Below are 12,450 nucleotides of genomic sequence, written 5' to 3'. Positions count from 1 at the left end.
AACAAAAATAAGTAGAAATATGACGCCACTAAATATCGCCGAATGGCAATCACTTGATAGACACTATTCCGATATCAAATATCTGTCGATGCGTGAACAATTCGCACTGGATTCAGGACGTTTTGAACGTTTCTCAATTCGCTCTGGGGATTTACTGCTCGACTATTCAAAGAACCGCATTACTCAGGAAACCATCGATAAGCTAATTGCGCTGGCAGATGCGGTTAATATTCAGGAATGGATAGAACGAATGTTTTCGGGTGATCAGATTAATCACACCGAAGGTCGTGCTGTTTTACATACGGCATTGCGCAATCGATCTAATACGCCGGTTATGGTGGATGGTCAGGATGTCATGCCGCAGGTCAATGCAGTATTGGACAAAATGGCCGCTTTCTGCGAACAGGTGCATTCTGGTAAATGGTTAGGATTCAGCGGTAAAAAAATTACGGATATCGTTAATATCGGTATTGGTGGATCTGACCTCGGCCCAGCCATGATTTGCGATGCGCTTGAGCCTTACGGTATTGATGGCATTCAGGCCCATTTTGTTTCCAATGTTGATGGTACTGATCTCAGCACAACACTGGAAAAACTGAATCCTGAAACCACACTTTTTGTTGTAGCCTCGAAAACCTTCACGACTCAGGAAACCATAACGAACGCTCAATCAGCACGGAACTGGTTTCTGAAGGCAGCAACTCAGGCTGATGTGGCAAAACATTTTGTTGCCGTATCCACCAATGCTAAGGAAGTTGCTAAGTTCGGTATTGATACTGCCAATATGTTCGAAATATGGGACTGGGTGGGTGGTCGATACTCTTTATGGAGTGCTATTGGTCTACCGATTGCATTGTATGTTGGCATGGATAATTTCCTACGATTGCTGGATGGTGGACATGAAATGGATAAGCATTTCCGTACCAAGCCATTGGCAGAAAATATTCCGCTGATTATGGGAATGCTGGGGATCTGGTATATCAATTTCTTTAACGCCCAGACTCATGCAATCGTTCCCTATGATCACTCACTGGCGCGTTTTCCGAGCCACATGCAACAGTTGGATATGGAAAGCAACGGTAAGTTTATTAACCGTCAGGGCGCTCGCATCAGTTATAAAACGGGACCGGTCATCTGGGGTACACCTGGTACCAATGGCCAACATGCTTACTTTCAACTGATTCATCAGGGTACACAGTTAATTCCGGTGGATTTTGTGTTACCGGTCAACAGTCATTATCCTGAATGTGATCATCAATCCATTTTATTGGCCAATGGTTTGGCTCAATCAGAAGCATTGATGAAAGGCAAAACGGCTGAAGAAGTCAGAGAAGAGTTGGTCAAAGAGGGCTATGAAGGCAAAGCCCTGGATGCATTATTGCCACATAAAGTCTTCCCGGGTAATCGTCCGAGTAACGTATTGTTATTTCCTAAATTAACGCCGGAAATGTTGGGACAGCTGGTCGCTCTCTATGAGCACAAAGTATTTGTTCAGGGGGTTATCTGGAACATCAATTCGTTTGACCAATGGGGTGTTGAGCTTGGTAAACAGCTTGCAAAAGCTATTTTGCCGGATTTGCAGAGTAATGCCGAAATCTCAGTGCATGATAGTTCTACTACCGAGCTTATCAGACTGATCCGTACCTTGCGCCAATAGATAAATCAAAGCGGCTCGTACCTTACGAGCCGCTTCATCATCAAGAGTTAGTGCTTTTTACGAATAATCAATCCGGCCAATGGTGGTAAGTTCAATACAATTGAGTAAGGTCTGTCGGACCAGCTTATTGAATCGCTCTGAATTACCTGACTAACAGAATAATTACTGCCACTGTAATACTCCGAGTCAGAATTGATGACAACCTCATATTCGCCTGCTTCAGGCACACCAATGCGATAATTATCCCTCACGACAGGTGTGAAATTAAACACTGCCACAGCGATGGAATCCTGTCCCTGACGCAGGTAGCTTAGTACGGACTGTTCCCGATCATTGCAATCAATCCATTCGAACCCATGTGCATCAAAGTCATGATAATGAAGCGCCGGGCTCTCACGGTAGACTTTATTTAAATCAGTGACCAGCTGTAACAGGCCCTGATGTTTTGGGTAATCCAGTAAATACCATTCCAGTGCTTTTTCACTGTTCCACTCACTGCCCTGACCAAACTCTGATCCCATAAATAATAATTTTTTGCCGGGATAGCTGTACATAAAGGTATAAAGTAACCGCAAATTAGCAAATTGCTGCCACTCATCTCCGGGCATTTTGTAGCGCATCGAACCTTTACCATGTACAACTTCATCATGTGAAAAAGGCAATACAAAATTTTCGGTAAATGCATACAGCAACCCAAAGGTAAGCTGATCATGATGATAGCGACGATGAATCGGATCCTGTTTCATATACTCAAGGATGTCGTGCATCCAGCCCATATTCCACTTCATCGAGAAACCCAGTCCGCCCATATCTGCTGGTCGTGAAACCATTGGATAGGAGGTGGATTCTTCGGCGGCGATAATACAACCAGGGTGAGACTGATGCAGTATGGTATTAACTTCTTTGAGAAAGCTGATGACCTCAAGATTCTCACGGCCACCATGAATATTAGGTAACCATTGACCTTCCTGACGTGAATAATCGAGATAAAGCATCGATGCGACTGCATCGACGCGTAATCCATCTATGTGGCATTCTTCCAGCCAGAAAAATGCACTGGATAACAGAAAGTTACGAACCTCATTGCGGCCGTAATTAAAGATTAATGTACCCCAGTCCTGATGTTCTCCACGCCGGGGGTCTTCATGTTCATAGAGCGCGGTACCATCAAACTTGGCAAGACCGAAGCTATCTTTGGGAAAATGTCCAGGCACCCAATCCAGTAACACACCAATATTATTTTGATGACATTGGTCGACAAAATATCGAAAATCATCCGGTGAGCCGAACCTGCTGGTTGCGGCATAATAACCTGTGGTTTGATAACCCCAGGAAATATCCAGAGGGTGTTCGGTGATCGGTAAAAGTTCAATATGAGTGAAGCCCATTTTACGAACGTATGGCACCAGTTTGTCAGCAAGTTCGCGGTAACTGCAGAAGCTGCCATCACTACGTTTTTGCCAGGAACCGAGATGGACTTCATAAACGCTATGTGGCGCATGGAGCCATTTTGTGTGCTCTCTGTTGGACATCCATTCTTTGTCCTGCCATTGATAGTTGCTGTCAAAAATCACTGATGCAGAACCGGGGCGAAGTTCTGCCTGCTGGCAATACGGATCCATTTTCAGATGCAGACTGCCATCATGATAGTTACGTATTTCAAATTTGTAGAGTTCACCAATTTCCAGTCCGGGAATGAATAATTCCCATACACCAGTACTGCCTCTGGAACGCATGGGATGACAGCGTCCATCCCAACGGTTGAATGTGCCGACAACGCTGACACGTTGGGCATTGGGTGCCCAGGTGGCAAACATCACACCCTGTACACCGTTTACAGTGCGCTTGTGAGATCCCAGAATTCGGTAGGCATGCCAGTGTTTACCCTCGGCAAACAAATACAGATCGTAATCCGAAATTTGCGGAGGGAAGCAGTAAGGATCGTAATGACTCTGAATTTGATTTTCTGAAGTGGTACGATGAATCTGGTATGGCGTTTCTAAATCATCAGAACGGCCTGTCCACTCAAAAATATCTGTACCCTCAACCCGCTTCATAGGCAGATTGTTTCCTACCGTGGCGGATTCGGTATGAGGTAAGAAAGCCCTGACATACACGCCGCTTTTGGTCGGATGACGACCCAAAACTGCAAAAGGATCATGATGTCTGGCTTCTATGATTTTAAGTTGGTCATCTGTCAAATTTTGTTCAAAAACCATAGATATACTGTCCCGTAAATTTTTCTATTGCTGTCCACCTTAACGATGTGGCACGCTTAAAGCCATTACAACATATTTCACTGCATAGCTGGCTGGAGATTTGAATATGCCCAAAAATAATAGCACGCGTTTTGTCAGTCGACTGACCAGAGATACTCTGGCGTTGATTCTAGCAGGCGGGCGTGGTTCACGTTTGAAACAACTGACTGGTTGGCGTGCAAAACCCGCTGTACCCTTTGGTGGAAAATTCAGGATTATAGATTTCCCTCTATCAAACTGCGTCAATTCGGGGATCCGCAGAGTAGGGGTGTTAACACAGTATAAAGCGCATTCATTGATACGACATATCCAACAGGGCTGGGGCTTTATGCGTGGTGCTTTGGGAGAGTTTGTCGAGTTGTTGCCAGCCTCACAGCGTACCGAGCAGGGTTGGTATACCGGCACCGCCGATGCGGTATATCAGAATATCGACATTCTACGCAATCATGGCCCTGAGTATGTATTGATCCTGGCAGGCGATCATATTTACAAAATGGATTATGGTGATATGTTGGCTGAACATGTTGCGCAAAATGCCGATATGACTATTGGTTGTATCGAGGTACCATTGGACCAGGCCAGAGCTTTTGGGGTCATGTCGGTTGATTTGAATCACCGTATTATCGCTTTTAATGAAAAACCTGCAAATCCAACGCCGATTCCGGGGCATGATGATGTTGCATTGGCTTCAATGGGGATTTATATTTTCAATGCTGGTTTCTTGTATGAGCAGTTGATAAAGGATGCTGACAATTCAAGATCCAGTCATGACTTTGGTCATGACATTATCCCGTCCTTAATTGAGAAATATAAAGTTGTCGCTTTTCCTTACAAAGATGTGCAGGGCAATGATCCAGGATACTGGCGTGATGTGGGAACAATAGATGCTTTCTGGTCGGCGAATCTTGAATTAATTGGTGTTACACCAGAACTGAATCTTTACGACGAAGAGTGGCCAATCTGGACGCATCAGGCCCAATTGCCGCCTGCCAAGTTTGTTTTTGATGATGACGATCGGCGGGGTATGGCTGTTGATTCAATGGTCTCAGGGGGTGCATTATTTCCGGATCCGTTGTGAGGCACTCGGTTCTGTTTTCCAATGTTGAAGTCCATAGTTTCAGTCTGATAGAAGATAGTGTGGTATTACCGGATGTCTCTGTGGGCAGGCACTGTCGCCTGAAGAAAGTTGTGCTTGATAAAGGCTGTATCGTCCCTGAAGGAACGGTTATTGGCGAAGATCCTGAACTTGATGCTCAACGTTTTGAAGTTTCACCCAATGGTGTTGTATTAGTCACACCTGAAATGCTGGGGCAAAATTACCGTTATGTCCGATAAATTAAAAGTCGTTTTATGCTGGCACATGCACCAGCCGCAATATAGTGAACCGATGGGCGGAAGCTATCAGCTCCCTTGGACCTATCTGCATGCAATAAAAGATTATGTAGATATGGCCTGGCATCTCGAACAAATCCCTGAGGCTCGGGCGGTGGTTAATTTCGCACCTACCTTACTGGAACAGATTGATGATTATGATCAGCAACTGAAAGGCCGCTTTAAAGGAACAGGATGTCTGAAAGATCCTTTGTTAATTGCGCTGGATTCACCGGTGCAACCAGTTCATATTGAAGAGCGCCAAACAATACTAAATGCTTGTCTGCGCGCCAATGATGAGAAGCTTATAGCGCCGTTTCCAATATTTGCAAAACTTGCTGAAATGGCACGCTGGGTCTTGGAAGAGAAGCAGCGTCTGGCCTACCTAAATGATCAATTCCTGGTGGATATGCTGGTTTGGTACCATCTGGTGTGGATGGGCGAGTCAGTGAGGCGCAACGATATTCGTATTCAGGCCTTAATGAAAAAAGGCCAGCAATTTAATTTTCATGATCGCCGGCAATTAATGATCGTTATTGGTGAGTTGCTGAGTGATGTTATTCCACGTTATCGACGACTCGCAGAGGCCAAAAAAGTTGAGTTATCGGTAACGCCTTACGCTCATCCGATAGTGCCATTATTACTGGATATTAATAGCACGCTGGAAGCGATGCCGGATGCCCTGTTGCCACAAATTCGGCAGTATCCTGGTGGAGATGTCCGCACCGATTGGCATATGGAAAAAGGTCTGGAAGTATTTGAGTCATTTTTTGGTTTCCGTCCCAAAGGCTGCTGGCCATCTGAAGGTGCAGTTTCAAAGCCAACTATTGAGTCGATAGCCAAACATGGCTTTAGTTGGACTGCCAGTGGTGAAAATGTCTTACGAAACAGTCTGCAGAAAAGTGCTTTGCCTGACAGTAGCATTCATAAGCCTTATCAACTAGAAGCGGTAGGTCCTGCATGCTTTTTCCGAGATGATGGTTTATCCGATTTAATTGGTTTTACCTATACCAAATGGAGTGCTGAAGATGCTGTTAACGACTTTATTCATCATCTGACTAATATTAAAGCTACCACAGAGGGTGATGCCGATAGAGTTGTTTCAGTCATTCTGGATGGAGAAAATGCCTGGGAACATTATTCCTATAATGGGTTTTATTTTTTGCAAAGCCTGTATAAACAGCTTTCCAGACATCCGGATATAGAATTGACCACTTTCTCAGATTGTCTGGAGAATGGCGTTAAACCCGCATTATTACCTGAAATGGTAGCTGGTAGCTGGGTTTACGGTACTTTCTCCACCTGGATTGGTGATGTTGATAAAAATCGGGCATGGGATCTGCTGAGTCAGGCTAAACAGGTTTATGACGAAAAAATTGCTGCTGCAGAGATTGATGAAGATCTGCTACAGGCAATTGATAAACAGCTGGCTATTTGTGAGGGATCGGATTGGTTCTGGTGGTTTGGCGATTACAACGCAGCAGACAGTGTCAGTGATTTTGAACGACTGTTCCGTTTGCATTTATCAAACCTTTATCAAATGTTGGGAGAAGAAGTGCCTCAAATATTGTCAGAGGTTGTGTCATTAGGAGGAGGAGAAGCCGAGCAGGGTGGCACAATGCGTCGTGGCGGCTAATTAATGAAACAGGCTCATATCTTTGATAATCGTCGGACCGGTGTATTGCTGCATATCACCAGTTTACCCAGTAGAAACTTAGGGGCAGATGCCTACCGTTTTGTGGATTTTTTGCACCAATCAGGGGTAACAGTCTGGCAGATGCTGCCATTAGGACCTACCCATGATGATGGTTCGCCTTATCAATGTTTATCGGCTCATGCTGGCAATAACAAACTGTTATGTGAAGCTTATATTAAAGCTCAACCCTGGGTGCACACCGAAGATCTGGCGGGTAAAAAAATCTACACAATCGTGGCAAATGCTTACAAGCAATTCTACGAAAATGCTAATGAGGCTGACTGGGCTGCCTTTGATAGTTTTTGTCAGCGACAGGCATTTTGGTTGGAAGATTATATTCTGTATCGTGAAATACGTAATCTGAATCATGCGCTACCATGGTTTGACTGGCCAGTTGAGTTTCGTGACAGAGACCCGGCCACGCTGAAAGACTTGGCTGAGCAACGTGCAGAATCCCTGAATATTCGCCGATTTGAACAGTTTCTGTTTTTCCAGCAATGGAACAATTTAAAAACCTATGCCAATCAGAAGAACGTCAAATTGTTTGGTGATATGCCAATTTTCGTTGCCCATGACAGTGCCGATGTATGGGCAGCACCTGAATTGTTTACCCTCGATGAGACAGGGCAGGCCACAAAGGTAACCGGTGTTCCGCCTGATTATTTTTCTGCAACGGGACAACGTTGGGGTAACCCGCTTTATGAATGGCAGGCGCACATTGACGAAGATTTTGATTGGTGGGTAAAACGTTTGTCGACTCAGCTCGAGCTGTTTGATTTAATCCGTATAGATCATTTCAGGGGGTTTGAGTCATGTTGGGAGATTCCGGCCAGTTGCGAAACGGCAATGGAAGGTGAGTGGGGTAAAGCCCCAGGTGAAGCGTTATTTAATAAATTGGTAGCAAACTTTGGTGAGCTTCCTCTTGTTGCCGAAGATCTGGGAATAATCACTGAAGAAGTAACTGCGTTACGGGAACAATTTGCCATGCCTGGCATGAAGATTCTGCAATTTGCCTTTGGTGGTGATGCTGACAATCCTTATCTTCCACATCAACACTGCAGGGATAGTATTACTTATACCGGCACTCACGATAACAACACCAGTCTTGGCTGGTATCATGAGCTTGATGATGCAACCCGGCATCATATGCATCAATATATCGGACCCAGCGATGAAGCAATGCCCTGGTTACTTATCCGGGTAGCATTAAAATCAGTCTCTCAACTTGCCGTTATTCCTATGCAGGATTTACTTGAGTTAGGTGGTGAACATCGAATGAATGTTCCCGGTACCATGGAAGATAACTGGATGTGGCAGTTTGAGTGGAATATGCTCTCTGAATATTGCTCAGGTAATTTAAGTGCCTTAAACAAAATATATGGACGTATCATTGATGAATAATATAGAAGATTATTTTTTTAGTGAGTCTCATATTTGGCTGGAAGAGCAAGGTGATGGAATTTTTACACTTGGTATCACTGAACATGCTCAGAATAGCCTTGGAGATATTGTATTTGTGGAGTTGCCTGCTGAAGGGCAACAGTTTGCAGCGGGTGAAGAGTGTGCAGTCATTGAATCGGTAAAATCAGCCTCGGATGTGATTATGCCGATTAGTGGTGAAGTCATTGCAATAAATCAGCAACTGGTCGAAATGCCTGAACTGATTAATCAGGAACCTTTTAACAATGGATGGATTGTGCGGTTTCGCTCTGAGGTTCCGTATGAAGAAATAGCTGCAGAATTAATGTCTTCCGCGGACTACGAGGCTTTTCTGGACCAATAGATGGCACCTAATATACTGGGTTGCCGAGCACCTGTTAAATGGCGCAAATCAAGTGCGTTATGTTGCAAAGTCTGTTCAGCAAACCATGCAAAGGCGGCGGACTCGACCCATTGTGGATCTAAACCGATTTCAGCTGTAGTGCCGACAATAATCGGCGCTAAATCCTTCCTTAGTTGCTTAACTAAAGCAGTATTTTTTGCCCCACCACCACAGATATAAAGTTTGTCTGTTTGAGCTGCGTATTGATGAATAGCATCTGCAATTGTCGATGCGGTTAATGCCAAGAGTGTGGCTTGAATATCCTGTGGTGGTAGATCTGCGCAATTAGCAGCAATTATCTTCTGCATTAACCAGTTTTGGTTAAATAATTCACAACCTGTGCTTTTAGGGATTTCCCGTTTGAAATAGGGATCAGACTTTAAAGTTAATAACAGGGATTGATTAACCTCCCCACCTTCAGCCCATAGCCCGTCATTATCAAAAGCCTGATGTTTATGCTTTTGTATCCAGGAATCCATCAGAGTGTTACCTGGCCCGGTATCAAATCCTTGAAGTGAACTATGTGGGGCTTTGGTTAAGATGGTGATATTACTAATGCCACCAATATTGACGATGACCCTGTTTTCACTATCAGAACGAAACATAGCAGCGTGGAAGGCTGGAACTAATGGTGCTCCCTGACCTCCATTTACCATATCACGCTGACGGAAATCACATACTGTGGTTATACCGGTTTTTTCCGCAATAACATTACCATTGCCGATTTGCATGCTAAAGGGATAAATTGAGTCAGGAGAGTGAAAAACTGTCTGGCCATGACAACCAATACCATCAACTTGATGGGATGACACATCAGCAGATTCCAGCAGATTAAAGATCGCATCTGCATAGGCATGGCCAAGCTGGATGTCGAGCTCGCCCAACTGGGATAGCTGACATTGTTGAGAGCGGATTAATGTTCTTAAAGCAGTTTGCAGATCTTTCGAAAAATCCGCACTAAGAAAACCAATTAATTTCGGTTGGTCGGTCGGTGATGTCTCGATTAATGCAACATCAATTGCATCAAGACTAGTGCCTGACATTACACCGACATAAAGTCCCATTATTGATATGGCTAGTCTTGACGAAATGCCAATGTTGGAACTTGCAGATTATCCAAGCTGGCAAGCAATGGTAGTGACAGCGTTTTGAACTCTGCCAGATATTGACCAGGAATCGGTTCAGCTTTAGGTAAAGTGACGGTTAATGGATTTTTATGCACGCCGTCGATTCGGAATTCGTAATGCAAATGTGGCCCGGTTGCTAGTCCACTGCTACCAATATATCCAATGACTTCACCTTGTCTTACCCGTTGGCCAGCGCGAATACCACTCTTATATTTAGACATATGGGCAAATAGCGTGGTGTATCGTCCACCATGTGACAGGATAACTGTACGACCATAACCGCCCTTATTACCAACGAATGCTACTTTGCCATCGCCAGTTGCCAGAATAGGCGTTCCAGTTGCAGCAGCGTAGTCAACGCCACGGTGGGGACGGTTTGTTTTTAATACAGGGTGCTTACGATTTGGATTAAAGCCTGAACTTATACGTGAAATAGGAACAGGGGTACGTGTAAACGCTTTACGCATGCTGTCGCCGTCTGGGGTGTAAAAACGACTTTCACCATTGCTGTCAGTGAATCGAATAGCTCGGAAGGTTTTGCCGCGATTGGTAAATTCTGCTGCCAGGATTTCACCATCAGCAATCTTCTCTCCATCCAGGAAGTTTTCATTATAAATAACTTTAAAACTGTCACCCTGACGTAAGTCCAATGCAAAATCGATATCCCAACCGAAAATGTGCGCCATTTGCATAATCAATTTATCTGACATGCCGGCTTTTTGGGCATCTAAAAAGAGTGAGCTTTGAATTTCACCCGCAACCAGTTGGCGGTGCTTATCGAGTTCTCGTTCAATGAGATCTGTTTCAAAGCCTTTTTCAGTTGACGTTAAGGTCAATGTTTTCATTGGAGTTAATTGTAATTGCAGCTGTTTCAGTTCCAGCTTCTGCTCATTATCCGTCACTGTTCCAAAACGAAGCACTTGACCGGGTCTGAGATTGAGAAGGGCTTTTGCATCTTCACCAGCCGTCTGGGCAACAACATAAACATCACGCGCAGTTAAACCTGCACGGGGAAAAATCAAGGAAAGGTTATCGCCTGATTTTACTTCAATTTCTTGCCAACTCAGTTCGTCTGAAGCGGTTTCACTGTCAGCTGGAGAATCTGATAAGGCATCATTTAAGATAGTAATATCTGATGCATTTTCAGGCGCTGCTTTCGGTTGATTCAGATGCAGCCGTTCAATTTCAGCAGATTCACTCAAAGCAGCATTCGTGGTTACAGGTTGATCTTCTTCAATGGTAACAATATCAGCTGTGGGTGTAGGTTCCGAAGAGGGCTGAGAGGGTAAATTAATAGCTGTTTCTAATTCTGAGGTCGTGGCTTCAGTATTTTCAGGCATGTTCGGCAGCTGTACTGGCTGAGTTTGACTTGTCGTGGCGCTTGGTTCGCTTGTAGCAAGTACAATCCCGGTTATGAATATACCGGTTAATGCCAGTAACGACAAAATAGTGATATGTCGGTTTTTATGGGGAGACAGCGATTCAGATTTAAATAACTTTGATTGCTGTGATGAGCTCAGAAGTCTGTTACGTTTCTTCATGGGCATTCCCTGTTTATAGTAAATTCGTGCAATTCTCTCAGCATTTACACAGAATTGAAACCCCTTCAGGGCAAGATCTTGTGTTATATTGCCCGCCAATTTTTAATGTGCGGAGAACGATGATGACAACTGTACAAGAAACCTTGGCAGAAATCCGTCGTGGAGCAGAAGAAATTCTGGTTGAAAAAGAACTGATAGAAAAGCTGGAAAGTGGTAAGCCACTGCGTATTAAAGCTGGTTTTGACCCTACTGCGCCGGACTTGCATCTTGGACATACGGTACTCCTTAATAAGTTGCGTATGTTTCAGGAATTGGGACACGAGATTCTATTTTTGATTGGCGATTTTACTGGGATGATTGGCGATCCAACCGGTAAAAATGTGACGCGCCAGCCATTAACGCCTGAGCAGGTCAAATGCAATGCGGAAACTTACCAACAACAAGTATTCAAAATTCTGGATCCAGCACGCACTCAAGTCGTTTTCAATTCGCATTGGATGAACGAGTTATCTTCTGCCGATATGATTCGGTTAGCTTCTCACCATACTGTTGCCCGTATGCTGGAGCGTGATGATTTCCATAAACGTTACACAACAGGCCAGTCTATTGCTATTCATGAGTTTTTATATCCTTTAATTCAAGGATATGACTCTGTTGTGCTTGATGCTGACGTAGAGCTTGGTGGAACAGATCAGAAATTTAACTTGTTGATGGGACGAGAATTACAAAAGGCTTATGGAAAATCACCACAATGTGTTTTGACGATGCCACTTCTGGTTGGGCTGGATGGTGTGCAGAAAATGTCCAAATCGCTGGGTAACTATATTGGTATTGATGAAAGTCCGAAGGATATCTTTGGCAAACTCATGTCAATTTCTGATGAACTGATGTGGCGTTATATTGAATTGCTCAGTTTTAAGTCATTGGATGAAATTGCTGATTGGAAGCAATCAACAGCAGAGGGAAGGAATCCGGTTG

Annotated in this window: 8 protein-coding genes and 1 pseudogene (1 of these 9 running past the window's edge); 6 read left to right on the top strand and 3 right to left on the bottom strand. The window is 44.2% G+C overall.

Features of this window, described 5'->3' with window-relative positions; all coding sequences use genetic code 11:
- The first annotated feature begins 19 nt into the window (after nt 1-19).
- Nucleotides 20-1,657 carry a glucose-6-phosphate isomerase gene (pgi, locus tag AC08OG_RS10290; RefSeq protein ID WP_292354215.1) on the top strand — a complete coding sequence of 546 codons (1,638 nt, stop codon included), beginning with the start codon at nt 20-22 and terminating at the stop codon, nt 1,655-1,657.
- Between the two features lie 47 nt (nt 1,658-1,704).
- Here the strand turns inward: pgi and glgB are convergent, their stop codons facing one another.
- A complete protein-coding gene (glgB, locus tag AC08OG_RS10285) occupies nt 1,705-3,876 on the bottom strand; it encodes a 1,4-alpha-glucan branching protein GlgB (RefSeq protein ID WP_482929447.1) in 2,172 nt (723 codons plus the stop codon).
- 106 nt (nt 3,877-3,982) lie between these two features.
- Here glgB and glgC point away from each other — a divergent pair.
- From glgC to gcvH, 4 genes and pseudogenes are all read left to right on the top strand, one after another.
- Nucleotides 3,983-5,250: pseudogene (gene glgC, locus AC08OG_RS10280) on the top strand (glucose-1-phosphate adenylyltransferase).
- Nucleotides 5,240-6,922 carry a glycoside hydrolase family 57 protein gene (locus AC08OG_RS10275; RefSeq protein ID WP_292354220.1) on the top strand — a complete coding sequence of 561 codons (1,683 nt, stop codon included), beginning with the start codon at nt 5,240-5,242 and terminating at the stop codon, nt 6,920-6,922. Before glgC ends, AC08OG_RS10275 begins: the two are co-directional and overlap by 11 nt.
- A 3-nt stretch (nt 6,923-6,925) precedes the next feature.
- On the top strand, nt 6,926-8,383 hold the full coding sequence (gene malQ, locus AC08OG_RS10270; protein ID WP_292354222.1) for a 4-alpha-glucanotransferase: 1,458 nt from the start codon (nt 6,926-6,928) through the stop codon (nt 8,381-8,383).
- Nucleotides 8,376-8,765, top strand: a complete 390-nt coding sequence (gcvH, locus tag AC08OG_RS10265; protein WP_292354224.1) for a glycine cleavage system protein GcvH — start codon at nt 8,376-8,378, stop codon at nt 8,763-8,765. The genes malQ and gcvH overlap by 8 nt, the downstream gene beginning before the upstream one ends.
- On the opposite strand, the gene AC08OG_RS10260 is transcribed toward gcvH, so the two are convergent.
- Nucleotides 8,741-9,847: an anhydro-N-acetylmuramic acid kinase gene (locus AC08OG_RS10260; RefSeq protein WP_482929446.1), complete on the bottom strand. Its 1,107-nt coding sequence runs from the start codon at nt 9,845-9,847 to the stop codon at nt 8,741-8,743. The genes gcvH and AC08OG_RS10260 overlap by 25 nt on opposite strands.
- A 32-nt stretch (nt 9,848-9,879) precedes the next feature.
- Nucleotides 9,880-11,472, bottom strand: a complete 1,593-nt coding sequence (locus AC08OG_RS10255; protein WP_292354229.1) for a M23 family metallopeptidase — start codon at nt 11,470-11,472, stop codon at nt 9,880-9,882.
- Nucleotides 11,473-11,594: 122 nt separating this feature from the next.
- On the opposite strand from AC08OG_RS10255, the gene tyrS reads away from it, so the two are divergent.
- Nucleotides 11,595-12,450, top strand: partial view of a tyrosine--tRNA ligase gene (gene tyrS / locus AC08OG_RS10250; RefSeq protein WP_292354231.1) — the 5' portion only. The gene runs 344 nt beyond the window's last position; only the first 856 of its 1,200 coding nucleotides appear in the window; it begins with the start codon at nt 11,595-11,597; its stop codon lies beyond the right edge, outside the window.

The organism is Methylophaga sp. F7 (assembly GCF_056863975.1).
This window is presented reverse-complemented; position numbering and strand designations above follow the sequence as displayed.

Excerpts from the sequence above, each read along its gene's own strand:
- gcvH (WP_292354224.1), top strand. The coding sequence starts at position 8,376 with ATGAATAATATAGAAGATTATTTTTTTAGTGAGTCTCATATTTGGCTG.
- malQ (WP_292354222.1), top strand. The coding sequence starts at position 6,926 with ATGAAACAGGCTCATATCTTTGATAATCGTCGGACCGGTGTATTGCTG.
- AC08OG_RS10255 (WP_292354229.1), bottom strand. The coding sequence starts at position 11,472 with ATGAAGAAACGTAACAGACTTCTGAGCTCATCACAGCAATCAAAGTTA.
- pgi (WP_292354215.1), top strand. The coding sequence starts at position 20 with ATGACGCCACTAAATATCGCCGAATGGCAATCACTTGATAGACACTAT.
- AC08OG_RS10275 (WP_292354220.1), top strand. The coding sequence starts at position 5,240 with ATGTCCGATAAATTAAAAGTCGTTTTATGCTGGCACATGCACCAGCCG.
- glgB (WP_482929447.1), bottom strand. The coding sequence starts at position 3,876 with ATGGTTTTTGAACAAAATTTGACAGATGACCAACTTAAAATCATAGAA.
- AC08OG_RS10260 (WP_482929446.1), bottom strand. The coding sequence starts at position 9,847 with ATGTCAGGCACTAGTCTTGATGCAATTGATGTTGCATTAATCGAGACA.